The sequence below is a fragment of the Pseudomonas sp. HR96 genome (assembly GCF_034059295.1).
Taxonomy (GTDB): Bacteria; Pseudomonadota; Gammaproteobacteria; order Pseudomonadales; family Pseudomonadaceae; genus Aquipseudomonas.
Map to the genome: position 1 here is coordinate 2923895 of NZ_CP139141.1, position 22746 is coordinate 2946640.

Sequence of the window (22746 nt, forward strand, 5' to 3'; positions counted from 1 at the left end):
ACGCCAGCTGTTTCTTGGAAGGCCGAGGATGATCCACGACTTTGCGCCGGATGTCTTGAACAAATTTGCAGCCGTGTCAGCCCTTGCCGGTCATCGCCATGGCAGCTGGCGCCAACTGGCGCAGGCCTTGGCCAGGCTCCAGCCGTACAGGGTGTCGGTGCGCGCCTTGGGCCAGCTGAGGCGCGGCCAGTCGCGCGCCAGGGCACTGTGGTACCACTCGATGAGGCGGTCTTCGAGGGCATAGGGCACTTCTGGCCACTGCCCCCACCAGAGCAAGATCACCTGGGGCACCACGGCGATGGCCAGCATGCCAGTGAAGTCCACCAGACCGACCCCGCCCAGGGCCGCCCCGAGCATGACGAAGGCCGCCGAGACAACGGCGGTCCATAGTTTTAAAAGCCTGCGCATATCGCCTTCCTCCCGCAAAGATTCACCGGAATCGCTGATTGACCCGGATACTGTACATGCATACAGTGCCCGTGAAAACCGGCAATTTCGATGACCTCAGCGGGCCGCGGTGCGGTTCTTGTACTTCACGCAGTCCTGGTAGAACACCTGGCGCACCGCCTCGGCCTTGTAGCGCGACGGGCTGTCGTAGGTCTGCTCGGTGATGCGCATGGCCAGCATGCGTTTCCAGCTGCGGTCGAAGGAATAGGCCTGAATTTTCTGCCGAGCGGCATACAGCGACACCCCGGCCAGTTTCAATTCCTGGGCGCGGGCGGCAGTGCCTGCGCCCCAGCTGCAGGTGTAGCGGTCGGCGTCCTGGCGTTGCGCCGCCTTGGCAGCGCCGGCGGCGTGGGCGTAGCCGGCGGTAAGCAAAACTGAGGAGACCAGGGCTAAAGTGAGCAAGATCAATCGCATGGAGCGGGCTCTTCGAGTGAAAGGTGACGGATTCTGGTCGTCCCTTATCGGCAGCGGGGCCATCATTTTGCCTGCCCAGCCGACGCCTGCCGGCGCCACTGCCTTTCGTCGTCGCCCACTCAATGCCGCGTTTTGCTGGCCGATAGCGGGGAATCGACGCGCACTCGGCGTCTCCAGCAGCAGGCTTTGCACTCATGAATCTTCGCAGCATGAACCTTGCGCCACGGGCAGCGCTGTTTTTCTCTCTGATCGTGTTGGTGGTGTTCGCCCTCGGCACCGTGGCGGCCTTGCAGATGGGCAAGTTGCGCGAGTCCGAGCAGGACGTCGAGACCAACTGGATGCCCAGCGTGCGCCAGACCGGCCTGATGACCCAGACCATCCTGCGCCTGCGTCTGGAGAGCCAGCGCGTGACCGGCAGCACCGACGCCAAGGTGCTGCAGGAGTCGGTGGCATCCTTCGGCGGCTTTCGCGCAGCCTACTTCAAGGCCGTGGCCGGCTATGAGCCATTGATTTCCAATGACGACGACCGCGCCCTGTACCAGGCCGTGAAGGCCACCAGCGAGGCCTACGGCAGGCAGCTGGACCTGTTCGAACCGCTGATCCGGGCCGGCAAGTACAGTGAAGCCGGCGCGCTCATCGTCAGTGGCATCCGCCCTTTGACCAATAACCTGATGGAGCAGATCGGCAAGCTGCAGGCCTACAACGACGACGGCGCCAAGGAGGCCGGCCTCGCCGCCGCCCAGGCCTACTCCAGCGGCATGACTTTGGTGATCGGCCTGGTGATCGCCGCGCTGGTGCTGACCATCGTACTGGCCGTGTTGCTGACCCACAGCATCGCCTCGCCGATCAACTCGGCGCTGGCCGTGGCCGAACGCATCGCCAGCAGCGACCTGTCGCGCGAGATCCAGCTCAGTGGCCGCGACGAGGCCGGACGGCTGCTGGCGGCGCTGTCGACCATGCAGGCCAACCTGCGCGCCACCATCGCCCAGATCGCCGACTCCTCCACCCAACTGGCTTCGGCCTCCGAAGAAATGACCGCCGTGACCGAAGAGGCCAGCAAGGGCCTGGTGCGGCAGAACGATGAAGTCAACCAGGCGGCCACGGCGGTCACCGAGATGAGTGCGGCCGTGGACGAGGTGGCGCACAACGCCGAAGCCGCTTCGGTGGCCTCCCGCGAGTCGGCGGCCTACACCCTGACCGGCATCGACAACGTCGCCCAGACCCTCAAAGCCATCGAAGGCCTGGCTGGCAACGTGGCGGTGACGGGCGAGCAGGTCAAGAGCCTGTCGACCCGCGCCCAGGGCATCGGCAAGGTGGTGGAGGTGATTCGCGCCATCGCCGAGCAGACCAACCTGCTGGCGCTCAACGCGGCCATCGAGGCTGCCCGGGCCGGCGAACAGGGCCGCGGCTTCGCCGTGGTCGCCGATGAAGTGCGGGCCCTGGCGCACCGCACCCAGCAGTCGACCCAGGAGATCGAGCAGATGATCGGCGCCATCCAGGGCGACTCCAACCAGGCGGTGAGCGCGATGAGCCTGAGCCAGGACATGGCGGCCAACTCCATCGCCGTGGCGCAGAACGCCGATGCCTCGCTCAAGCAGATCAGCGAAGCGATCAACCAGATCAACGAGCGCAACCTGCTGATTGCCACGGCCGCCGAAGAACAGGCCCAAGTGGCCCGCGAAGTGGACCGCAACCTCACCAGCATCCGCGACCTGTCGGCCCACAGCGCCGCCGCCGGCAGCCAGACGGCCAGTGCCTGCGGCGAGATGTCGAAGCTGGCGGTGAACCTCAACCAGCTGGTGGCGCGGTTCCGCGTCTGATTGGCGCCGGGGCGGGGCTATGCCCTGCCCCAAGGCCTGCGGGTTGACGCGCGCCCTGCGCTGCGGCACCTTGGCCGGCCCGGTTGTTCAACCTCACCGAGCAAGGCCTGCCTCTCATGACTGATCCCGTATTCCTGCCCGACCCCGACGCCGACTCGATCTCTTCCGATGTCGCCAGCTTCAACGGCATCCTGGTGTCGACACAGATTCCGACCCGCGCCGACGGCAGCCTTGAACTGGGCGACATCACCGCCCAGAGCGAATGCACCCTGCAAGCTTTGAAAGTGGCCCTCGAACGCGCCGGCAGCTCCCTGGAGCGGGTGCTGCACCTGACCATCTATCTGACCGATATCAACGAGCGCGCCGCCTTCAACGCGGTGTACCAACGTTTTTTCGCCAAGCCCTGGCCGGTGCGCGCGGCCGTCGGCGTGGCGGCGCTGGCAGTGCCCGGCATGCGCGTGGAAGTCACGGCGATGGCCGCGCAGGGCTGAGCGCCCTGGCCTGAACTTTTCGTCGCTGGCCATTCACGGCTAGAGTGGTTCGGCTACAATGGTCGGCTCGACCGTGACCGATCCGACCATTGCCCATGTCCCTACCCAAACACCAGCTGGAACTGCTCAGCCCCGCGCGCGACGTTGAGATTGCCCGCGAGGCCATCCTGCACGGCGCCGACGCCATCTACATCGGCGGCCCCAGCTTTGGCGCGCGCCACAACGCCTGCAACGAAGTGGCCGATATCGCCCGCCTGGTGGAGTTCGCCCGGCGCTATCATGCGCGGGTGTTCACCACCATCAACACCATCCTCCACGACAACGAGCTGGAGCCGGCGCGCCAGCTGATCCACCAGCTGTACGATGCCGGTGTCGATGCGCTGATCGTGCAGGACCTGGGCGTCATGGAGCTGGACATCCCGCCGATCGAACTGCACGCCAGCACCCAGACCGACATCCGCACCCTGGCCCGGGCCCGGTTCCTCGACCAGGCCGGTTTCTCGCAGCTGGTGTTGGCCCGTGAGCTCAACCTGCAGGAAATCCGCGCGATCGCCGACGAAACCGAGGCGGCCATCGAGTTCTTCATCCATGGCGCGCTGTGTGTAGCGTTTTCCGGTCAGTGCAACATTTCCCACGCCCACACCGGGCGCAGCGCCAACCGCGGCGACTGCTCGCAGGCCTGCCGCCTGCCCTACACCCTCAAGGACGACCAGGGCCGCGTGGTCGCCTACGAGAAGCACCTGCTGTCGATGAAGGACAACAACCAGAGCGCCAACATCCGCGCGCTGGTCGAGGCCGGGGTGCGCTCGTTCAAGATCGAGGGCCGCTACAAGGACATGGGCTATGTGAAGAACATCACCGCCTACTACCGCCAGCGCCTGGACGCCGTGCTTGAAGACCGCCCGGACCTGGCCCGCGCTTCCAGCGGGCGGACCGCGCACTTCTTCGTGCCCGACCCGGACAAGACCTTCCACCGCGGCAGCACCGACTACTTCGTCAGCGAGCGCAAGATCGACATCGGCGCCTTCGACACGCCGACCTTCACCGGCCTGCCGGTGGGTGTGGTCGAGGCGGTGGGCAAGCGTCACCTGCAGGTGGTCACCGAGCAGCCGCTGTCCAACGGTGACGGCCTCAACGTGCTGATCAAGCGCGAAGTGGTGGGCTTTCGCGCCAACATCGTGCAGGCCCAGGGCGAGTACGAGGAAGACGGCGCGCCACGCTACCGCTACCGCGTCGAGCCCAACGAGATGCCGCCGGCGTTGCAGCGGGTGCGCCCGCAGCAGCCGCTCAACCGCAACCTGGACCACAACTGGCAACAGGCGCTGCAGCGCACCTCGGCCGAACGCCGCATCGGCCTGACCTGGGTCGCGCGGCTTAGCGAGCAGCAGCTGCAGCTGACGGCCACCAGCGAAGAAGGCATCAGCGCCAGCGCCACCCTCGCCGGCCCGTTCGGCGCGGCCAACAAGCCGGCCCAGGCGCTGGAGCAGCTGCAGGACCTGCTCGGCCAACTGGGCAACACCGCCTACCACGCCACCGACATTCGCCTGGAGGCGCCACAGGCGTTCTTCATCCCCAACTCGCAGCTCAAGACGCTGCGCCGCGAAGCCATCGAAGCGCTCGACGCCGCTCGGGTGCTGGCCCACCCGCGCGGGTCGCGCAAGGCCGCGACGGTGCCAGCGCCGGTGTACCCGGAATCGCACCTGTCGTTCCTGGCCAACGTCTACAACCAGAAGGCCCGCGATTTCTACCACCGCCACGGCGTGCAGCTGATCGACGCGGCCTATGAGGCCCACGAGGAAACCGGCGATGTGCCGGTGATGATCACCAAGCACTGCCTGCGCTTCTCCTTCAACCTGTGCCCCAAGCAGGCCAAGGGCGTGACCGGCGTGCGCACCAAGGTCGAGCCGATGCAGCTGGTGCACGGCGACGAGGTGCTGACCCTCAAGTTCGACTGCAAGCCGTGCGAAATGCACGTGATTGGCAAGATGAAGGGCCACATCCTCGACCTGCCGCAACCGGGCAGCGTCAAGCATGTGGTGGGGCACATCAGCCCTGAAGACCTGCTCAAGACCATCGTGCGCGCGCCGCACTAGGTTGGCGTGGCCGGGGGGCCATTCTCGCCAGGAATGGCCCCATGCTTCATGCGACTTTTATTTTTCCCGCCACAAACGGTAGAAAGGTTCACGCCCGCCCCCCAAGGATCGCGCCATGAACCTCTGCCTATATGTCGATGCCCAGTTCACCAGCCCTTATGCGCTGTCGGTGTTTGTCGCGCTGCGCGAGAAAGGTCTGGACTTCGACCTGCACACTCTGGATCTTGACCAGCGGCAGCATCAGGCGCCCGCCTATGCCCGGCTGTCGCTGACCTGTCGCGTGCCGATGCTGCTGCAGGGCGACTTCGCGCTATCGGAGTCCTCCGCCATCACCGAATACCTTGAGGATCGTTTTCCTGCCGTGCCGGTGTACCCGCTGGATCCGCTGCAGCGAGCCAGGGCGCGACAACTGCAGGCCTGGCTGCGCAGTGACTTGCAGCCCTTGCGCGAGGAACGCTCGACCCTGGTCGTGTTCTACGGGGTGCGCGCAGCGCCCCTGTCGGCCGAAGCGGCCAAGGCGGCGGCCAAGCTGCTCGCGCTTGCCGAACGCCTGCTAGATGCCGGGCGCGAATATCTGTTTGAACGATGGTCGATTGCCGACCTCGATCTGGCGCTGATGCTCAATCGGCTGATCCTCAACGGCGACCCGGTGCCCGCAGCATTGGCGGCCTATGCCCAGCGTCAGTGGCAGCGGCCGTCAGTGCGCGAGTGGCTGCGCCTTGAAAGGCCAGCGCTATAGCAGACCGTTGTAGCCGGCGCAGCTGGCGAGGGCATCACCTCGGTGCCCGAGCGGATCGCTGGTATCGCGGCCCATGGCCAATCAAGCCTGCTGTTCAGGGTTGCTTCGCTCGCCAGTTACGCCGGCTACATCTGTTTCGATTTATATGCATCCAGTTCGCTTTTGGAGTTCAGGGCGGTCATAGGTGACGGTTGCTGGATGCACGCGCCCGAAACAACCGTAGGAGCGCGCGAAGCCCGCGATAAGGCCGCGGTCGGTCGGTGGTGGCCTTGATTGAGTCTCAAGACCGGCCTGGCGGCCTCTCGGGGTCTTCGCCCCCTCCCACAAGGGATTCGCGATCAAAGTGGGAGGGGTCGCAGACCCCGAGAGGCCGCCAGGCCGGTTTGATCTTCGGGCGCCTGGCGGAATGTCCAATATGGCCACCAGCGGCCGCCCGCGCGGCCTATCGCCAGCTGCGCCGGCTCCTACATCTGTTTCGATTTATATGCATCCAGTGGCATCGCCTATGACCGCTCTTGATGTTCGACGACAGACCGCCATGCACCAAGGCGCTCATAGGTAATGCCACTGGAACGGCACGTTCGAAGCAAATGTAGGAGCCGGCGAAGCTGGCGATAGGCCGCGCGGGCGGCCGGTGGCGGCCATGATTGAGTCTCAAGACCGGCCTGGCGGCCTCTCGGGGTCTTCGCCCCCTCCCACAAGGGATTCGCGATCAAAGTGGGAGGGGTCGCAGACCCCGAGAGGCCGCCAGGCCGGTGTGATCTTCCTGGTGCCTGGCGGAATGTCCAATATGGCCACCAGCGGCCGCCCGCGCGGCCTATCGCGGGCTTCGCGCGCTCCCCACGTTTGTTTCGAGCGTGCCGTTCCTGGCAGATTCCTATGACCGCCTTGGTGCTTGGCGGTCTATCGTGGAACATCAAATGGATGCATGCGCCCGAAACAACCGTAGGAGCGCGCGAAGCCCGCGATAGGCCGCCCTATTGAACCTCCAGACATGCGCCAGCGCCGCCCTGCCCCTCACCCGCCCACCCGCTCCGGCCAGGCGCTGCGCAGGCAGTCTCGGCCGGCGCGTTTGGCGGCGTACAGGGCGCTGTCGGCGGCGCTGATCAGCTCTTCGGCGCTGGCCTGGGGCGCCAGGGTGGCCGCCACGCCCAGGCTGATGGTCACGCGGGCGCCCTCGCCCAGCACCGGGTGCGGGATGCCCAGCGCCGCCACGGCGCCGCGCAGCGCTTCACCGGTGGCGGTCGCCTGGCGGGCGTCGATGTCGGTCATCAGCAGCAGGAACTCTTCGCCACCAAAGCGGAACGCCATCGCCCCGCGTTCCCGAGCGACGCGCTGGATCACCCGGCTCAGTTCCTTGAGGCAGGTGTCGCCCTGGGGGTGGCCATAGCTGTCGTTGTAGACCTTGAAATAGTCGATATCCAGCAGGATCGCCGCCACCTGGGTCCGCGTGCGCGCCGCGTGCTGCCAGATGGCTTCAAGTACCTCGCCCTGGTAGCGGCGGTTGTACAGCAGGGTCAGCGCGTCGGTGCGAGCGATGGCGGCCAGTTGCTCATGCAGCAGGCGACCGCGCAGCGCATACAGGTAGCTCAGCCGCGTGCCGCGCTCGAGAAACCATGAGGCCATCAACAGCAGCAGCACCGCCGACACATAGAACACGGCGTTGGACTGCCAGTTGACGATGTCCGCGTAGTGCGCGAGGTAAGTGGTCAGCAGCTGGATTGGCAACATGCTGAGCAAGGCCACCAGGGTAAAACGGAACGGCAGCTGCTGGATCATCGCGCCATACACCATGATCAGCAGCATCCCCAGCTGGTACTGCAGCCGATACGGGCTGTCGCTGTAGATCATCACCACCAGCGGCATCACCGAGCAGGTCACGGTGCCGAAGGTGGCGACAGTTTCCAGCGCGCGCCGCGACTTGAGCCGCGGCCCCAGCAGCAGCAGGACGATGAACATCGGCGTGATCAGGCACAAGCGGCCCAGCGCCACGTAGGTGAACATGTCGTTCAGCACCAGCCAGTCGCTGATCAGAAACAGGTTGTAGATCAGCGCGCCGCCGATCCCGACCGCCGTGATGAAATGCAGGCGGCGCTTGTGGGTGTCGGCCTCGTAGCGCGCTTCCAGCTCCTCACTGAAGCGCAAGCTTCGCACGCCGGACGTGATGGTGCGCTCGACCTCGGCCAGCAGCTGGGGGTCGTTGAAACCAGGAGGTTGTAGAGCGGGAACAAGCATGCGGCACCGGATCAGCAGGTTGAGGCGAGTATGACAGCCCCAATGATGTTTTAGTGCCATCATCCGATCAAGGGACACGCGTAACGCCGTGACTCCCTGTATCGGCGCGGGCCAGGGTCGCCTGACACCACTGGTCACGTCAGGCCTGACGGCTGCTTTTGCGGACACCGGCCACGCATGATGGTAGGGTGCGATTTTTTCCGGGCCGGGTACGCCAACGCCTGCAGGCGTCAGACCACTTTTCGCCAGAACCGATCGAGTCGAACCACCATGAACCGTCGCAAGAAGATCAAACAGCTGCTGCAAGCTCACGCCAAAAAGGCCAGTGCCAAGCTGGCGCCGAAGAAGGAGCGCTACGTCAGCAAGGCGGATCGGGCCAAGCTCGAGGCGCAGGCCGAAGCAGGGGTAGCCGAGGATGCGTTCGCCCGCACAACTGCGCAGGGGCCTCTCCTAGAGCCTCAGTGACCTGCGCACTTTTGGTTCAAGGCGGGTTCAGCCGGCCGACTGGACCCCCATGCTACCGTGCGTTTTTTTTGCCTGGACGCACTGCGCATGAACCGTTTGACCCGCGAGGTCGTTGACCGTCCCGCTTGCAGCATCTTCCTGTTCAGCCTGCTGGCACTGCTGCTGATGCAGTACAAACCGGCCATCCTGAACTACACCACCCGCTTCGTCGACTTCACGCAATACGCGTTGCATCACGGCCTCACGCTGTTTCCGATTGCCGATGACCTGCAGCCCTACCCCGACTACACCATTGCCAATACCCTGCTGCAATACCTGGCGTCGCTGCCATTCGGGCGCGTGTCGATCCTCTCGATGGGCTTGCCCTTTTGCCTGGCGGCGGCGCTGATCCTGGTGCTGGTGTACAAACTGGGCGCCTTGCATGACAAGCGCTGGGGCGTATTCGGGGTGTTGTTCACCCTGTTCAGCTGGTCGTTCGTCGATGGCGTGACCTATTACGCCCTGGACGTCTACCCGGCTCTGGTCACGGTGGCCTGCTTCTATCTGGTGTACAGCGCCGATATGCAGCAGGTGCGCCCGCGTCTGCACCTGGTGATGCTGGCCCTGGCCCTGGGGTTCGCCTTTCGCGGGCCGGTCGGCCTGATCGGCCCGACCCTGGTGATCGCCACCTACTACAGCTTGAGCCAGCAGTGGCGGCGCCTGGCGGTGCTGCTGCTGGGCGCAGGGGCGATGCTGGCACTGGGCGTTGCCTTGCTGGTCTGGGCGGCCTGGGTTGAAGGTGGGCAGCCATTCGTCGACCACGTGCTGGAGATGCAGGGGCTCGGCCGTGTGTCCAATGTCCACTCGTCACGCTATTACTTCTATTTCACGGCGGGGCTGGCGACCTATGGCGTGAGCGCCTTCTACGCCGTGTATGTGGTCGGCAAGCTGGCGGGCAAAGCCACGGCAACGCCGGGCTGGACGCTCTGGCGCGCGCCACGGCATGGCGACGCCGCCTTGCTGTTCCATCTCGCGGTCTGGGTGGTGACGTTGTTGCTGTTGTTCACCATCCCGGACTCCAAAAAGAATCGCTACGTGCTGTCCATCGCCCCGGCCATCGGCTTGCTGGCAGCCTATATCTTCGTTGACCGCAGCGCCCTGTTCAGCCGCGCGCGTGAAGGCTTCCTGCGCTTTTGCTGGCACCTTCCGGTCATCGGCCTGGCATTACTGGCAGCGGTGCATCTGTACAACCTCTGGGCCGACCACCCGCTGCAGCCCAATACGGCCGGGGTACTGTTCAGTTGCACCCTGCTGGCCCTGGGGCGTTATGGCCTGGCGCGGTACTGGGCGACTCATCCCTGGCGTGAAGCCCTGCTGGTCATCTTCGGCCTGGCGAGCTTCCTGGCCCTGGATGCGTTTCTGATCAACACCATCAGCTATCACCAGGAATTGGCCGTGGAGCCGACGCCCAAATACCTGCCCTTCTGGTTCTGGTGAGCCCCCAGCGGCGGTAGCGGGGTTGAACTAATCCTGTGGTGTCATGATCGTTTTCTATGCCCAGTCAGCACACCCCGGGCCGCTCGCCCGGGGTGAGAAACGAAAAAGGAACCCTCATGACGGTCCAGACCCTCCCCGATTACCGCTACCTGCCCGGCCCGTTGCACGCCACCTTGCTGGCCGGCGGGGTGCCGTTGTTTCTCGGCGCCCTGCTCAGCGACATCACCTACTACAAGACTTACCAGAGCCAATGGAGCAACTTCGCGGCGTGGCTGCTGGCCGGCGGTGAGCTGTTCAGTGGCCTGGCCCTGCTGTACGCCCTGGTCAACCTGGTTCGGGCCTCGCACAAGGGCGGACGGCCCGCCGCCTACTTCCTGTTGCTGCTGGTGGCCTGGATCGCCGGGCTGGTCGGCTCGTTCGAGCATGGCAAGGACGCCTGGGCGGTGATGCCGGCCGGGCTGGTGATGTCGGCGGTCGCCACGGTGCTGGTGATGCTCGCCACCTGGGTCGGCCTGACCCGCCTTCGTGCGCAGGGGGTGCAATGAACAAGTCCATTCTGCCAACCCTGAGCGTCCTGAGTGTCGCCTTGCTGCTGGCCGCCTGCGGCAATGAGGGCGACAGCACCGAGGCCCATGGCCCGGACCCGAAGATGCCCGAGGCCCAGCGCGGCCTGCTGCCCATCATGAAGATCGCCGACCCGACTGCCTGGGGCAACCAGACGCCATCGGTGCCGCCGGGCTACAGCATCAGCGCCATCGCCACCGGCCTGCTGATTCCGCGCCAGACACTGGTGCTGCCCAACGGCGACATCATCGTTTCCGAAGGCCGCGGCGGCAGCGAAGCACAGCTCAAGCCCAAGGATGTCATCGCCTCGCTGGTCAAGGCTCGTGGCACCAGCCCGGTCAAGGGCGGCAATCGCCTGACGCTGCTGCGCGACGCCGACGGCGACGGTGTGTACGAAACCCGGACAGTGTTCGCCGACAACCTCAACGCGCCCTATGGGCTGGCCTACGCCAACGGCCATCTGTACGTGGCCGACCAGGATGCCTTGCTGCGCTTCGACTACAGCGACGGCCAGACCAGGGCCACCGCAGCGCCGACCAAACTCACCGACCTGCCTTCGCAGATCAACCACCACTGGACCAAGTCGCTGGCCATCAGCGCCGACGGCAAGACCCTGTACGTGGGCATCGGCTCGAACAGCAACATCACCGAGCGCGGCATGGAGGTCGAGATCGACCGCGCCAGGGTCTGGCAGGTGGACGCCCAGACCGGCGCCTACAAACCCTACGCCACTGGCATTCGCAATCCCACTGCACTGAAAGTGCAGCCCGGCACGGGCAAGTTGTGGGCGGTGGCCAACGAACGTGACGAGCTGGGTCCGGACCTGGTGCCCGACTACCTGACCTCGGTCAAGGAAGGCGCGTTCTACGGCTGGCCCTACAGTTACTGGGGCCAGAACGTCGACACCCGCGCGCAACCCCAGGACCCGGCCAAGGTGGCCTCGGCCATCAAGCCGGACTACAGCCTGGGTTCCCACGTCGCTGCGCTGGGGGTGGATTTTTCCATCCCCGCCATGGGCGCGAAATTCGCCGACGGGGTGTTCGTCGGCGAGCACGGCAGCTGGAACCGCGAGCATCCGGTGGGCTACAAGGTCATCTTCGTGCCGTTCAGCAATGGCGTGCCGGCCGGCGAGCCGGTGGACTTCGCCACCGGTTTTCGCGGTGATGACGGCAAGACCCGCGGCCGTCCAGTCGGCGTGACCGTCGACCCACGCGGTGCGCTGATCATTGCCGATGACCTGTCCAATACGGTGTGGCGGGTGGTGCCCAAGCCGTAATCGACAGCCGACCTGGGACACTCGGGGGTATGCCCCCGAATGTTCTCAAGGCCGGCCAGGTCTGGCGTCAGCCCCGGGTAAAACGCTCCAGCGCCGCGATGATCTCGCTGTCGGCCCCTTGCTTCCAGCTCTCGGCAACCTGCCCGTACCACTCGGCGGCGCCTTCGTACATCTGCGCCGCACCCGCCTCAGGCGCCACAAACCTGGCTATCTCGTGCATCTCGCCATCCCAGCGATAGGCCTTGGCGTACATCGACGGCAGCTGCCTGGCCAGCCATCCGTACAACGCCGGCTGGCTGGCCTGCAGCTCGGCCAGCAGCAGGTCCTGCCCGCCGTGGCGCGCAGCGCCCAGGGCCATGGCGCTGCCCAGGGCCTGCAAGCCCTTGGTGATACCGGCGTAGGCCATTTTCAGGGCCGAGGCGTCGCCCAGTTCCCCCGACACTCGCCGCGCGTCCAGGCCCAGCGCCCGCAGTTGCTCGCAGGCATTGTCGACGTTTCCGGCGAGGTAGAAGCGCGGGCTGCCGCCGCCGACCTTGGGGCTAGGCCCGATGATGCCGGCATCGGCGAACGGCAGGCCGCGCTGCACAAAGGGCTGGGCCAGCGCCAGCAGTGTCTGCGGGGCGATAGCGTTGCAGTCCAGATAGGTGGGGGGCTGCACCGCCTGCTCGAGCAGCGGCAGCAAGCGCTGCGCCACCTCGCCGGCCACGGCGGGTGGCACGATCGACAACAGCAGGTCTGCCTGCTCGACCATCGAACGCTCGTCGAGTACCTCCACCCCCGCCGCCTCGGCCCGGGCCAGGCTGGCGGCGCTGCGCCCGCCCAGCGAGGTCAGCACCCGCGCGCCGTTGCTCACCAACAGGCCGGCGATGCCGGCACCCATCTCGCCCATGGATATCACTGCAATGCTGTTCATGCCTTGCCCCCGGAGGTGGCAGCGCGCCCCAGGCCGGTATCACTCCCCTGCCCGCGCGGCGGCCATCTGGTCATTGAAGTTGCGGAAAAACTCGGCGTACCCACCATTGACCTCGGCAAAGCGCAGCGGTTTGACCCGCTCCACCAGAATCTCCTCGGCATCGGGCTGGGCCTTGAAGATACCCATGACTTCGTCGATGAACGCCTTGAGCGGCATGGCGTGCGGGTCGTTGGCCTGGCGCTGGCCCATCAACTCGGTCTGCACATAGGGCGGCGCCAGTTCGTGGACCTTTACCGCCGTGTCCTTGAGCTGGTAGCGCAGCGACTGGCTGTAGGAATGTACGGCCGCCTTGGTTGCGCAGTAGCTGGGGGTCAGGGCCAGCGGCACGAAGGCCAGGCCCGACGACACGGTGACGATGGCGGCGTGGGGTTGCTTGAGAAAGTGCGGCAGCAGCAGGCCATCCAGGCGGATCGGGCCGATCAGGTTGGTCGCCACCGTGGCTTCCAGTTCGGTGGGGCCGTCGACCAGCCTTTCACCACGCATGATGCCAGCGCAGTGGATCACGGCGTTGAGTTGCGGGTAGTCGGCAAGCAGTCGTTCGACACCGCGCTGGCTGTCGGCCGCATCGCTGGTGTCGAGCACCACGTAGTGCAGGCCCGGGTTGGCCTGGGCCACCTGTTGCAGCAGGGCTTCGCGGCGCCCGGCGATGATCACCTGGTTGCCCAGGGCAAGGAACGCTTCAGCCAGGGCGCGACCGATACCGCTGCCGCCGCCGGTTACCAGCAGAGTATTGCCTGTGGTTTGCATCGTAGTCTCCCATGTGAGTTGCAGAGGCCGCGCCGGTGCGCAGCGACTTGATCTACCATAGAGTCCACCGGCGCCGACGGGAAGTAGGCGCCGAAAAGTGCCTTACTGACCTGCAGGAAACCATCAACCATGCCCCACCCTCTGCAACCTGCCAGCGGCCCGGCGCCCTGGCCCCACGGCGGCCAGGCCAGCGACCCGCAGCTGGAACGACTGGTGCGCGAAATCATTGGCCGGATTGCCGACAAGTGGACCATGCTGGTGATCGAGGCCCTCGCCGAACACGGCTGCCTGCGTTTCACGCAATTGGCGGCGCGGGTCGGCGAGGTCAGCCAGAAAATGCTGACCCGCACCGTGCGCCAGATGGAGGCCGACGGCCTGCTGTTGCGCACGGTGTACCCGCAGGTACCGCCGCGGGTGGAGTACCAGCTGACCGCGATGGGCATGAGCCTGGGCCAGGCGTTTTGCGGGGTTTGGCTGTGGGCCGAGCGCCACCGCGATGACATCGAGGCGGCGCGGCGAGCTTATGAGCAGCGGCTGGAAGCCCGCTGAGGTTCAGGCTGAACCGCCAGCCGGCCTGCTGCTTTTACTGGGTCGCCTTGATGGCAGCCAGCAGCCGTGCACCTTCCTGGCTTGGATCAGCATTCCTGTCGTTCATGAACTGGGTGACGACGTCGAACACCGCCCCCTGCACCGCCTGTGACGTCGACATGTTGAAAGCCATGCTCGGCGCCAGGGTGCCGGCTTGTTCGGCCGTGGCAAAATCCTTGGCCGAGGCTTGGGCGCAGCTGTCGAAGCGGCTCATGTCCAGGCCCTTGATGACCGGGATGGAGCCCTTGTTCTGGTTGAAGACATACTGGAATTCCGGCTCCAGGGCCACGCGCGCCAGGTCGTTGCGCGCCGCCGTATTGGCGGGCGTGTCGTTGTTGCTGGACGGTTTGAACATCGCCAGCGAGTCGACGGTGTAGCTGTAGGCGCCCTGCGATCCGGGAAACGGCACACAGGCATAATCGCTGCCGGCCGTCTTGCCGGCCGCAGTCCATTCGCTTTTTGCCCAATCGCCCATGATCTGCATGCCGGCCTTGCCGTTGATCACCTTGGCGGTCTCCAGATTCCAGTCCTGGCCCGAGCCATCCGGGTCCAGGTAGGCCTGCAGCCGGCGCAAGGCGCTGAACACGGCGGTCATCTGGGCGCCGGTAAGGGTGGCCGGGTCCATGTCGATGAAGGATTTTCTGAAGCCGTCGGCGCCCATGATGCTCAGCAGCAGGTTTTCGAAGATCGTGGTGTCCTGCCACGCCTGCCCGCCATGGGCGATGGCGATGAAGCCGGCGGCCTTGAGTTTGTCGCCGGCCGCATACAGCTGCTCGAGGGTGGTGGGCAGCTCGGTCACCCCGGCTTTTTTCAGCACCTGGGGGTTGAGCCACAACCAGTTGATGCGGTGGATATTGACCGGCACCGCTACGTAGTGCCCGTCGTATTTCATGCTGTCGCTGACCTGCCGGGGCAGCAGGTTGTCCCAGTCGTTGGCTTTGGCCACCTCATCGATGCTGGTCAGCAGGCCCAGCCGGCCCCACTCCTGGATGTCCGGGCCCTTGATCTGAGCGGCCGAGGGCGGGTTGCCGGACACTGCCCGGGTTTTCAGCACAGTCATGGCAGCGGCGCCGCCGCCCCCGGCCACCGCGCCGTCGCGCCAGACAAAGCCATCTTTTTCGATGATCTTCTTCAAGACGTCGACCGACTTGGCTTCGCCGCCGGAGGTCCAGTAGTGCACCACTTCGACGGCGCCCTGGCTCTCGGCTGCCTGCGAGCCGAAAGGCAATACCGCAGCCAGGGAAACCACGGCTGCCAGACGATTCATGGGATTCATGGGGATACCTTATTGTTGTTATGGGGGGCGTTGGGGTTGCAACTAGAGCGGGTCGAGGCCCAGGCCGCGCCGGCCGATGGCGTTCAAACCTTCGGCCTTGAAGCGGTCGGGCCAATCCGTCTCATAGTCTTCGCGGGCGAAGTCGTCGGGCGAGGTGCCCTTTTCGAAGGCGCGGTGTACCGCCTTGGCGTACTGGCGGTTCTTGCGGCACATGGGCGCGGCCGGCACATACATCACGTTGCCCCACCCTTGCTGGTCCTGCACCGGCGCCACGCTGTGAATCACGTCGCAATGCCACCACACCGAGTCACCGGCCTGCACGTCCGGGATCGGCGAGAGGCCTTCGACCAGCAGCGGATGCCATCGGGCCGACACCGGCAGCACCTTGCCCGGCGCCACCCCGCACAGTTCGTCTTCGGGAACGTCATCGAGCAATGGCCGCAACAGCATGTAGGCCATGGCCTTGGGGATCGGCAAGGTGTGCAGCACGCCCTGGTCGGCGCGCATGTCGCAGAGTGCCGTCCAGCCCTGGAAGGTCCTGAACGCCGAACACTTGACCGTGTCCTTGTAGGCGTATTCGTCGACCTCGGTGCGGTAGGCCGCGTCCCAGGGGTCATAGGCCTGGAAGTCGTTGCTGTAGATGCGGTCGAACACCTTGAGGTACGCCGGGTGCAGCCAGCGCTCCAGCGCACCGGAATCGGTATGCGGGCCCAGGCCCTTGGAGTGAGTACCTGGCGGGCGGCGGCGGACGCGGTCGGGATACAGCGCGTTGACTTCAGGGTCGAACCAGGTCTGGCCGTGGGAGTCGGTTTTCCATAGGCGGTTGAGGAAGGTCTGCGCTGTCGCCATGCGTTCGTGCTGGCGCAGCTGCATTTGCGCACTCGACCAGTAGATGGGAAAGATCTCCGGACGCGATGCGTCGAGGCTGCCGAAGAAGGTGTCGGCGGGGCCGCGATAGACCTGGTCGAAGCGGTTTGTGTCCAGGTAATCGAGCAGGTCGCGTTCCCAGGCCAGTACCTGCTGGCGAGGAAAATGATTGCGGATCACCACGCACCCGCGGCGCTTGATCAACGCCAGCTGCTCGTCGCTGACGCGCTGGGCGGCGATATCGTCGAAGGCCAACTCGGGCCAGGCCGAGCCGGTCAAGGCCTGCTGTTGTTTGATGGCGGCGATTTCGCCGGCGATGAACACGCTGACCTCGGCGAACAAGGCATCGACGTCGCCGATCTGCGCGCGCAAGGCCCGCTTCATCTTCACCACGTTGTCTTTGTAGTCGTGCGGCAGTTCGGCGCTTTCGAACGCCTGGTATTTGCTCATGGCGGGGCCTGCTGTTTTTTATTCGAATGAACGCCGTCATGAGAACACCGGGCAGTGCCGTTGAGGCAGCCTGATTGCGCGCGTCAACTGATACGATTGTGGCGTTTCAACTATCGGTAACGACACTTGCCCGAGAGCACAATGCCGGCTCCACTAGCGAAAGTGGTGCCCGTGCAGCTGCCGGAACTGCGAGGGTGTCAGGCCTTTGTGCGCCTTGAACTGACGATTGAACAGCGCCAGGGAGCCGTAGCCCACTCGCTCGGCAATGGCCGCAACACTCAGGTTGCCTTGTACCAGCAACGCGCAGGCGTGGCCGATGCGCAGGCGCACCACGTATTCCAGGGTAGTGCAGCGAGTGTGCCGGCGAAACATGCGGTGGAACGCCGACACGCTGACGCAGGCCAGCTGGGCCAGCAGAGGGATGCTGACCGGGCTGCCATAGTGGCCGTGCAGATGTTCCAGCACCCGGTGGATGCGGATGTCTTCAAGGCCGGGGTTGCCGGAAGGCAACGGCCCTGCCGGCAGGATTCGGCTGGCCTGGCTGTCCCGCGCCAGGCGGTTGAGCACCGCCAGCAACGACACCAGGCGCTCGGCCGGAGCCTGTTCGACCATGGCCTCGATCAGCGGCCGCAGCTGCGCCCTGACCGCCGGACTGAACCCCAGGGCGTTGCGCGCCGCCGCCAGCATTGGCCCGATCGGCGCCATTTCCGGCAGCAGCTTGACCAGCGATTCGGCCCAGGCTTCGGAAAACCAGATGACCAGCGCGATGTGCGGCTTGCCCGGATCGATTCGTTCAGCCGACGACCAGCTGTGCGGAACATTGGGCCCCACCAGTATCAGGTCGCCGTCGTCGTAGAGCGCGACGTCATCGCTGATGTAGCGATGACCCCGGCTGTTCAAGGTCAGGGTCAGCTCGTATTCCGGGTGATGGTGCCACTCGAAGGGTATCGCGTCGGCGAGGCGCCGGTTGAGCAAGGTCCAGGAGGCATTGGATGGGGTCGGGACCTTCTCGTAGCTCGGCTTCATGAGGGCCTACACCGCCTTGGCGCGCATCCCGTGCAGCTTGCGGTAGCTGTCCAGCAGGCGCAGGTGGCGGTCCAGGCCTTCGAGCTTGAGGCTGGTCGGCGTCAGCCCGTGAAAGCGCACGGTGCCGGCCATGGAGCCAATGGCCGCGTCCATCCGCTCGTTGCCGAACATGCGCCGCAGGTTGGTTTCGTAGTCCTCCAGTTCGAGGTCGTCGTCCAGTTCGATTTCCAGCAGCACATTCAACGCCTGGTAGAACAGCCCGCGGTCCACGCTGTTGTCGTTGAACTGCAGGAAGGCGCCGACCTGGTCCTGGGCCTGTTCGAAGTGCTGCAGGGCTAGGTTGATGAGCAGCTTGAGCTCGAGGAGGGTCAGCTGGCCCCAGGCCGTGTTGTCGTCGAACTCGATGCCGATCAGGGTCTTGATGTCGCCGTACTCGTCCAGCTCGCTCTCTTCCAGGCGATCGAGCAGTGCCTGCAGGGCGTCGGCGTCGAGGCTGTGCAGGTTGAGGATGTCGGCGCGAAACAGCAGGGCCTTGTTGGTGTTGTCCCAGATCAGGTCGTCCACCGGGTAGATCTCCGAGTAGCCCGGCACCAGGATACGGCAGGCGGTGGTACCGGCCAGGTCGTACTGGGCCATGTACACCTGTTTGCCGAGGCCTTCGAGCAGGCCGAACAGGGTGGCCGCCTCTTCGGCGTTGGCGTTGGCACCCTGGGCGCTGAAGTCCCACTCGACGAACTCGAAGTCGGCCTTGGCGCTGAAGAAGCGCCATGAGACCACGCCGCTGGAGTCGATGAAATGCTCGACGAAGTTGTTCGGCTCCATCACCGCGTGGCCCTGGAAGGTCGGCTGCGGCAGGTCGTTCAGGCCTTCGAAGCTGCGCCCCTGGAGCAGCTCGGTGAGGCTGCGCTCCAGCGCCACTTCAAGGCTTGGGTGGGCACCGAACGAGGCGAACACGCCGCCGGTGCGCGGGTTCATCAGGGTTACGCACATGACCGGGAATTCACCGCCCAGCGAGGCGTCCTTGACCAGCACCGGGAAGCCCTGGGCCTCCAGGCCCTGGATGCCGGCGAGGATGCCTGGGTACTTGGCCAACACCTCCTGGGGCACGTCCGGCAGGGCTAGCTCGCCTTCGATGATCTCGCGCTTGACCGCCCGCTCGAAGATCTCCGACAGGCACTGTACCTGCGCCTCAGCCAAGGTATTGCCGGCGCTCATGCCGTTGCTGAGGAAGAGGTTTTCGACCAGGTTGGATGGGAAGTACACCACCTCGCCGTCGGACTGGCGCACATAGGGCAGCGCGCAGATGCCGCGCTCGACGTTGCCCGAGTTGGTGTCGTACAGGTGCGAGCCGCGCAGCTCGCCGTCGGGGTTGTAGATCTTCAGGCACCAGGGGTCGAGGATGCCCTCGGGCAGTGCGTCCTTGCGCCCGGGCTGGAACCAGCGCTCGTTGGGGTAGTGGACGAACTCGGCGTTGGCGATTTCCTCGCCCCAGAACTGGTCGTTGTAGAAGAAGTTGCAGTTGAGCCGCTCGATGAACTCGCCCAGCGCCGAGGCCAGCGCGCCTTCCTTGGTGGCGCCCTTGCCGTTGGTGAAGCACATCGGCGAGTGCGCGTCGCGAATGTGCAGCGACCAGACGTTAGGCACGATGTTGCGCCACGAGGCGATCTCGATCTTCATGCCCAGGCTGGCGAGCACGCCGGACATGTTGGCGATGGTCTGCTCCAGGGGTAGGTCCTTGCCGGCGATGCAGGTGCTGGCCTGGCCGGCCTGCTGCGGCATCAGCAGGGCCTGGGCGTCGGCGTCGAGGTTGTCGACTTCCTCGATGATGAATTCAGGGCCGGCCTGGACCACTTTCTTTACCGTGCAGCGGTCGATCGAGCGCAGGATGCCCTGACGGTCCTTGGCCGAGATATCGGCGGGCAGCTCGACCTGGATCTTGAAGATCTGGTTGTAGCGGTTCTCCGGGTCGACGATGTTGTTCTGCGACAGGCGGATGTTGTCGGTGGGAATGTTGCGGGTGTCGCAGTACAGCTTCACGAAGTAGGCGGCGCACAGCGCCGAGGACGCGAGGAAGAAATCGAAAGGTCCTGGCGCCGAACCGTCGCCCTTGTAGCGGATGGGTTGGTCGGCGACCACGGTGAAATCGTCGAACTTGGCTTCAAGTCTGAGATTGTCGAGAAAATTGACCTTGATTTCCATGCGGGATGAACCTGATAAAAGACGCAAAAAGTGCCGTCGATTATCCCGGTTTTGCCGAGCAAAGTCTTGCTTGCAGGCCGGCGCCCGTCGACGCCGGCCAAGGCGTTGCCGTTCAGGCGAGCTGTTCGAGCCACTTGGCCACGTCGTCGCCGCTGCTCAGGGCCGGCTGCACCAGGCCGTCGACCATGAAGGTCGGCGACACGTGGATGCCGTTCTGGCGGGCGTATTTGGTGTGCCACTTCATCGCGTGCTGCAGCTGAGGGTTGGCAAAGGCTTCGGCCAGGGCCAGGCCACTGTAACGCTCCAGGCGGGCGATGATGTCGTTGGGCGTGGCGTCCATGTTCGGCCCGGCGGCGTGCTGCTCGAATTCGAACTCCTCGCGGTGGGCCGCCACCGCCGCCATCACCGCTTTGGCGCTGTCCTTGCCGCCAGGCAAGGTCGCGGCGGCGAGGATGGCCCGCACGATGACCGGCGAGAACAGGTGCCAGGGTTGCGAGTGCAGGACGATCCTGAGTGTCAGCCGGTCCTCACCGGCCTGGGCCAGCAAGGTATCGAGCTTGAGAAAGGCCTTGACCGAGAATGGGCAGGTGGGTTCGAGGAAGACTTCGAACAGTCGAGGGCCATGGCCCCAGGTGAGTACATTGGCAGGCATGGTGGATAGCTCCTGGGATCGGCATTGGCGATCGGTATGGGTGAGGGTCACAGCTTAGCAACCCAGCCGGGCTCCAGGGAGGCTACGCAGGCTCCTGCACTGAGCCGGGGTGCGCCACAAATCGCGTAGGCGCCGGCGAAGCTGGCGAGCGAAGCACCTCCGCACGCCAGGCTTGATTGGCCATGGGCTGCGATTCCGGCAAATGATCCGTCCGGCCTTCGAGGTGATGCCCTCGCCAGCTGCGCCGGCTCCTACACGGCTCCGCGATGCCCCACAGGTCGCGTAGGAGCCGGCGAAGCTGGCGAGCGAAGCACCTCCGCACGCCAGGCTTGATTGGGAATGGGCCGCAATACCGACAGATGATCCGTCCGGCCACCGAGGTGATGCCCTCGCCAGCTGCGCCGGCTCCTACACGGCTCCGCGATGCCCCACAGGTCGCGTAGGAGCCGGCGAAGCTGGCGAGCGAAGCACCTCCGCACGCCAGGCTTGATTGGGAATGGGCCGCGATACCGACAGATGATCCGTCCGGCCACCGAGGTGATGCCCTCGCCAGCTGCGCCGGCTCCTACACGGCTCCGCGATGCCCCACAGGCCGCGTAGGAGCCGGCGAAGCTGGCGAGCGAAGCACCTCCGCACGCCAGGCTTGATTGGGAATGGGCCGCGATACCGACAGATGATCCGCCCGGCCACCGAGGTGATGCCCTCGCCAGCTGCGCCGGCTCCTACACGGCTCCGCGATGCCCCACAGGCCGCGTAGGAGCCGGCGAAGCTGGCGAGCGAAGCACCTCCGCAGGCCAGGCTTGATTGGCCATGGGCCGCAATACCGACAGATGATCCGTCCGGCCACCGAGGTGATGCCCTCGCCAGCTGCGCCGGCTCCTACACCGCTCCGCGATGCCCCACAGGCCGCGTAGGAGCCGGCGAAGCTGACGAGCGAAGCACCTCCGCACGCCAGGCTTGATTGGCCATGGGCCGCGATACCGACAGATGATCCAACCGGCCACCGAAGTGATGCCCTCGCCAGCTGCGCCGGCTCCTACAAGGCTCCGCGATGCACCACAGGCCGCGTAGGAGCCGGCGAAGCTGGCGAGCGAAGCACCTCCGCACGCCAGGCTTGATTGGGAATGGGCCGCGATACCGACAGATGATCCGTCCGGCCACCGAGGTGATGCCCTCGCCAGCTGCGCCGGCTCCTACACGGCTCCGCGATGCCCCACAGGCCGCGTAGGAGCCGGCGAAGCTGGCGAGCGAAGCACCTCCGCACGCCAGGCTTGATTGGGAATGGGCCGCAATACCTACAGATGATCCAACCGGCCACCGAGGTGATGCCCTCGCCAGCTGCGCCGGCTCCTACACGGCTCCGCGAAGCACCACCGCACGCCAGGCTTGATTGGGAATGGGGCGCGATACCAGCAGATGATCCGTCCGGCCACCGAGGTGATGCTCTCGCCAGCTGCGCCGGCTCCTACAGGGATCGGGGTGCGCCACAGCTGGCGGGGAATCCACCCAGCCACCGAAGGTATGCCATCGCCACGCCCGATGCTTTGAGCAAGCCGACTGGACCGACGCCAGCGCTCTAGCCTGCGGCATTGGGCCTACCGTGATGATCAAATGGCCCCCAAATTGCTTCGATTGATATCAGATTGCTACATCTGCTGAATCTATCTGGAGTTTGATACATGTTGCGCAGTGAATCCATGCCCTTGTCGCCCTCGGAAAGAAGCTGGCTGCCCTAGTGGGGCAGCACGGGCAAGTTGAGCATGGGCTGGTTCTGCCGGGTCAACCGCAGTCAGTACCCGGTGATCGAGCAGACGTTCGAAGGCATCGCCCAGACGCGGGTCAAGCTGCTGCAAGCCTGGGCCCAGGAGTATTGGGACCATCTGGCCGAACTGGCGCTGGGCGTGTGCCTTTGCCCTTCCCGCTTTGCCATGCGAACGAAGCGGGCGGC

General features: G+C 65.3%; 19 protein-coding genes and 2 pseudogenes. 11 read left to right on the top strand and 10 right to left on the bottom strand.

The features are described from left to right. Window positions 1–90: 90 nt before the first annotated feature. Together SFA35_RS13110 and SFA35_RS13115 are read right to left on the bottom strand one after the other, a co-directional pair. Window positions 91–408, bottom strand: a complete 318-nt coding sequence (locus SFA35_RS13110) for a hypothetical protein (RefSeq protein WP_320570955.1) — start codon at window positions 406–408, stop codon at window positions 91–93. Window positions 409–504: 96 nt separating this feature from the next. Next, a complete protein-coding gene (locus SFA35_RS13115) occupies window positions 505–861 on the bottom strand; it encodes a hypothetical protein (RefSeq protein WP_320570956.1) in 357 nt (118 codons plus the stop codon). 209 nt (window positions 862–1070) lie between these two features. Here SFA35_RS13115 and SFA35_RS26730 point away from each other — a divergent pair. From SFA35_RS26730 to yfcF, 5 genes and pseudogenes are all read left to right on the top strand, one after another. Next, a pseudogene (locus SFA35_RS26730) lies at window positions 1071–1778 on the top strand (MCP four helix bundle domain-containing protein); the annotation flags it as partial. Between the two features lie 198 nt (window positions 1779–1976). Continuing rightward, window positions 1977–2681, top strand: coding sequence for a methyl-accepting chemotaxis protein (locus SFA35_RS26735; protein ID WP_414058545.1), 705 nt, complete (start codon window positions 1977–1979; stop codon window positions 2679–2681). A 116-nt stretch (window positions 2682–2797) separates the two neighbouring features. Then, the gene (locus SFA35_RS13125; protein ID WP_320570958.1) at window positions 2798–3172 is read left to right on the top strand and encodes a RidA family protein; all 375 of its coding nucleotides are present in this window, start codon (window positions 2798–2800) and stop codon (window positions 3170–3172) included. A 95-nt stretch (window positions 3173–3267) separates the two neighbouring features. Beyond that, window positions 3268–5265 (top strand): U32 family peptidase, encoded by a 1998-nt coding sequence (locus SFA35_RS13130; RefSeq protein WP_320570959.1) that lies wholly within the window; start codon window positions 3268–3270, stop codon window positions 5263–5265. 115 nt (window positions 5266–5380) lie between these two features. After that, window positions 5381–6004, top strand: coding sequence for a glutathione transferase (yfcF, locus tag SFA35_RS13135; RefSeq protein ID WP_320570960.1), 624 nt, complete (start codon window positions 5381–5383; stop codon window positions 6002–6004). Between the two features lie 1017 nt (window positions 6005–7021). Here yfcF and SFA35_RS13140 read toward each other — a convergent pair. Beyond that, window positions 7022–8239, bottom strand: a complete 1218-nt coding sequence (locus SFA35_RS13140; protein ID WP_320570963.1) for a GGDEF domain-containing protein — start codon at window positions 8237–8239, stop codon at window positions 7022–7024. 270 nt (window positions 8240–8509) lie between these two features. Here SFA35_RS13140 and SFA35_RS13145 point away from each other — a divergent pair, with 270 nt between their 5' ends. The 4 genes from SFA35_RS13145 (at window position 8510) to SFA35_RS13160 (ending at window position 12020) form a co-directional block, all read left to right on the top strand. Then, a complete protein-coding gene (locus SFA35_RS13145; RefSeq protein ID WP_320570965.1) occupies window positions 8510–8704 on the top strand; it encodes a DUF2986 domain-containing protein in 195 nt (64 codons plus the stop codon). Between the two features lie 87 nt (window positions 8705–8791). Further along, window positions 8792–10180: a hypothetical protein gene (locus tag SFA35_RS13150; RefSeq protein ID WP_320570966.1), complete on the top strand. Its 1389-nt coding sequence runs from the start codon at window positions 8792–8794 to the stop codon at window positions 10178–10180. A 116-nt stretch (window positions 10181–10296) separates the two neighbouring features. Further along, window positions 10297–10725 (top strand): DUF2231 domain-containing protein, encoded by a 429-nt coding sequence (locus SFA35_RS13155; RefSeq protein WP_320570967.1) that lies wholly within the window; start codon window positions 10297–10299, stop codon window positions 10723–10725. Beyond that, the gene (locus tag SFA35_RS13160) at window positions 10722–12020 is read left to right on the top strand and encodes a sorbosone dehydrogenase family protein (RefSeq protein ID WP_320570968.1); all 1299 of its coding nucleotides are present in this window, start codon (window positions 10722–10724) and stop codon (window positions 12018–12020) included. The genes SFA35_RS13155 and SFA35_RS13160 overlap by 4 nt, the downstream gene beginning before the upstream one ends. 67 nt (window positions 12021–12087) lie before the next feature. Here SFA35_RS13160 and SFA35_RS13165 read toward each other — a convergent pair whose 3' ends face one another. Together SFA35_RS13165 and SFA35_RS13170 are read right to left on the bottom strand one after the other, a co-directional pair. Further along, window positions 12088–12933, bottom strand: a complete 846-nt coding sequence (locus SFA35_RS13165) for an NAD(P)-dependent oxidoreductase (RefSeq protein ID WP_320570969.1) — start codon at window positions 12931–12933, stop codon at window positions 12088–12090. 39 nt (window positions 12934–12972) lie between these two features. After that, window positions 12973–13740 carry an SDR family oxidoreductase gene (locus SFA35_RS13170; protein WP_320570970.1) on the bottom strand — a complete coding sequence of 256 codons (768 nt, stop codon included), beginning with the start codon at window positions 13738–13740 and terminating at the stop codon, window positions 12973–12975. 129 nt (window positions 13741–13869) lie between these two features. On the opposite strand from SFA35_RS13170, the gene SFA35_RS13175 reads away from it, so the two are divergent. Further along, on the top strand, window positions 13870–14289 hold the full coding sequence (locus SFA35_RS13175; RefSeq protein WP_320570971.1) for a helix-turn-helix domain-containing protein: 420 nt from the start codon (window positions 13870–13872) through the stop codon (window positions 14287–14289). Between the two features lie 34 nt (window positions 14290–14323). Here SFA35_RS13175 and SFA35_RS13180 read toward each other — a convergent pair whose 3' ends face one another. The 5 genes from SFA35_RS13180 to SFA35_RS13200 all read right to left on the bottom strand — a co-directional run bounded on the left by SFA35_RS13180 (window position 14324) and on the right by SFA35_RS13200 (window position 20798). After that, a complete protein-coding gene (locus SFA35_RS13180; RefSeq protein ID WP_320570973.1) occupies window positions 14324–15604 on the bottom strand; it encodes an ABC transporter substrate-binding protein in 1281 nt (426 codons plus the stop codon). A gap of 42 nt (window positions 15605–15646) precedes the next feature. Further along, window positions 15647–16921: a DUF1479 domain-containing protein gene (locus SFA35_RS13185; protein WP_320570974.1), complete on the bottom strand. Its 1275-nt coding sequence runs from the start codon at window positions 16919–16921 to the stop codon at window positions 15647–15649. Window positions 16922–17074: 153 nt separating this feature from the next. Further along, entirely contained in the window at window positions 17075–17947 is an 873-nt protein-coding gene (locus tag SFA35_RS13190) for an AraC family transcriptional regulator (protein ID WP_320570976.1), read from the bottom strand. Window positions 17948–17953: 6 nt separating this feature from the next. Next, entirely contained in the window at window positions 17954–20146 is a 2193-nt protein-coding gene (locus SFA35_RS13195; RefSeq protein WP_320570978.1) for an OsmC domain/YcaO domain-containing protein, read from the bottom strand. Window positions 20147–20258: 112 nt separating this feature from the next. Next, entirely contained in the window at window positions 20259–20798 is a 540-nt protein-coding gene (locus SFA35_RS13200) for a thioredoxin domain-containing protein (RefSeq protein WP_320570979.1), read from the bottom strand. Between the two features lie 1679 nt (window positions 20799–22477). On the opposite strand from SFA35_RS13200, the pseudogene SFA35_RS26740 reads away from it, so the two are divergent. Continuing rightward, a pseudogene (locus SFA35_RS26740) lies at window positions 22478–22693 on the top strand (hypothetical protein); the annotation flags it as partial. Window positions 22694–22746 lie beyond the last annotated feature (53 nt).

Bases quoted from the DNA above. Each gene is read 5' to 3' on its own strand.
- SFA35_RS13110 (WP_320570955.1), bottom strand. From the start codon at position 408: ATGCGCAGGCTTTTAAAACTATGGACCGCCGTTGTCTCGGCGGCCTTC.
- SFA35_RS13115 (WP_320570956.1), bottom strand. From the start codon at position 861: ATGCGATTGATCTTGCTCACTTTAGCCCTGGTCTCCTCAGTTTTGCTT.
- SFA35_RS26735 (WP_414058545.1), top strand. From the start codon at position 1,977: ATGAGTGCGGCCGTGGACGAGGTGGCGCACAACGCCGAAGCCGCTTCG.
- SFA35_RS13125 (WP_320570958.1), top strand. From the start codon at position 2,798: ATGACTGATCCCGTATTCCTGCCCGACCCCGACGCCGACTCGATCTCT.
- SFA35_RS13130 (WP_320570959.1), top strand. From the start codon at position 3,268: ATGTCCCTACCCAAACACCAGCTGGAACTGCTCAGCCCCGCGCGCGAC.
- yfcF (WP_320570960.1), top strand. From the start codon at position 5,381: ATGAACCTCTGCCTATATGTCGATGCCCAGTTCACCAGCCCTTATGCG.
- SFA35_RS13140 (WP_320570963.1), bottom strand. From the start codon at position 8,239: ATGCTTGTTCCCGCTCTACAACCTCCTGGTTTCAACGACCCCCAGCTG.
- SFA35_RS13145 (WP_320570965.1), top strand. From the start codon at position 8,510: ATGAACCGTCGCAAGAAGATCAAACAGCTGCTGCAAGCTCACGCCAAA.
- SFA35_RS13150 (WP_320570966.1), top strand. From the start codon at position 8,792: ATGAACCGTTTGACCCGCGAGGTCGTTGACCGTCCCGCTTGCAGCATC.
- SFA35_RS13155 (WP_320570967.1), top strand. From the start codon at position 10,297: ATGACGGTCCAGACCCTCCCCGATTACCGCTACCTGCCCGGCCCGTTG.
- SFA35_RS13160 (WP_320570968.1), top strand. From the start codon at position 10,722: ATGAACAAGTCCATTCTGCCAACCCTGAGCGTCCTGAGTGTCGCCTTG.
- SFA35_RS13165 (WP_320570969.1), bottom strand. From the start codon at position 12,933: ATGAACAGCATTGCAGTGATATCCATGGGCGAGATGGGTGCCGGCATC.
- SFA35_RS13170 (WP_320570970.1), bottom strand. From the start codon at position 13,740: ATGCAAACCACAGGCAATACTCTGCTGGTAACCGGCGGCGGCAGCGGT.
- SFA35_RS13175 (WP_320570971.1), top strand. From the start codon at position 13,870: ATGCCCCACCCTCTGCAACCTGCCAGCGGCCCGGCGCCCTGGCCCCAC.
- SFA35_RS13180 (WP_320570973.1), bottom strand. From the start codon at position 15,604: ATGAATCCCATGAATCGTCTGGCAGCCGTGGTTTCCCTGGCTGCGGTA.
- SFA35_RS13185 (WP_320570974.1), bottom strand. From the start codon at position 16,921: ATGAGCAAATACCAGGCGTTCGAAAGCGCCGAACTGCCGCACGACTAC.
- SFA35_RS13190 (WP_320570976.1), bottom strand. From the start codon at position 17,947: ATGAAGCCGAGCTACGAGAAGGTCCCGACCCCATCCAATGCCTCCTGG.
- SFA35_RS13195 (WP_320570978.1), bottom strand. From the start codon at position 20,146: ATGGAAATCAAGGTCAATTTTCTCGACAATCTCAGACTTGAAGCCAAG.
- SFA35_RS13200 (WP_320570979.1), bottom strand. From the start codon at position 20,798: ATGCCTGCCAATGTACTCACCTGGGGCCATGGCCCTCGACTGTTCGAA.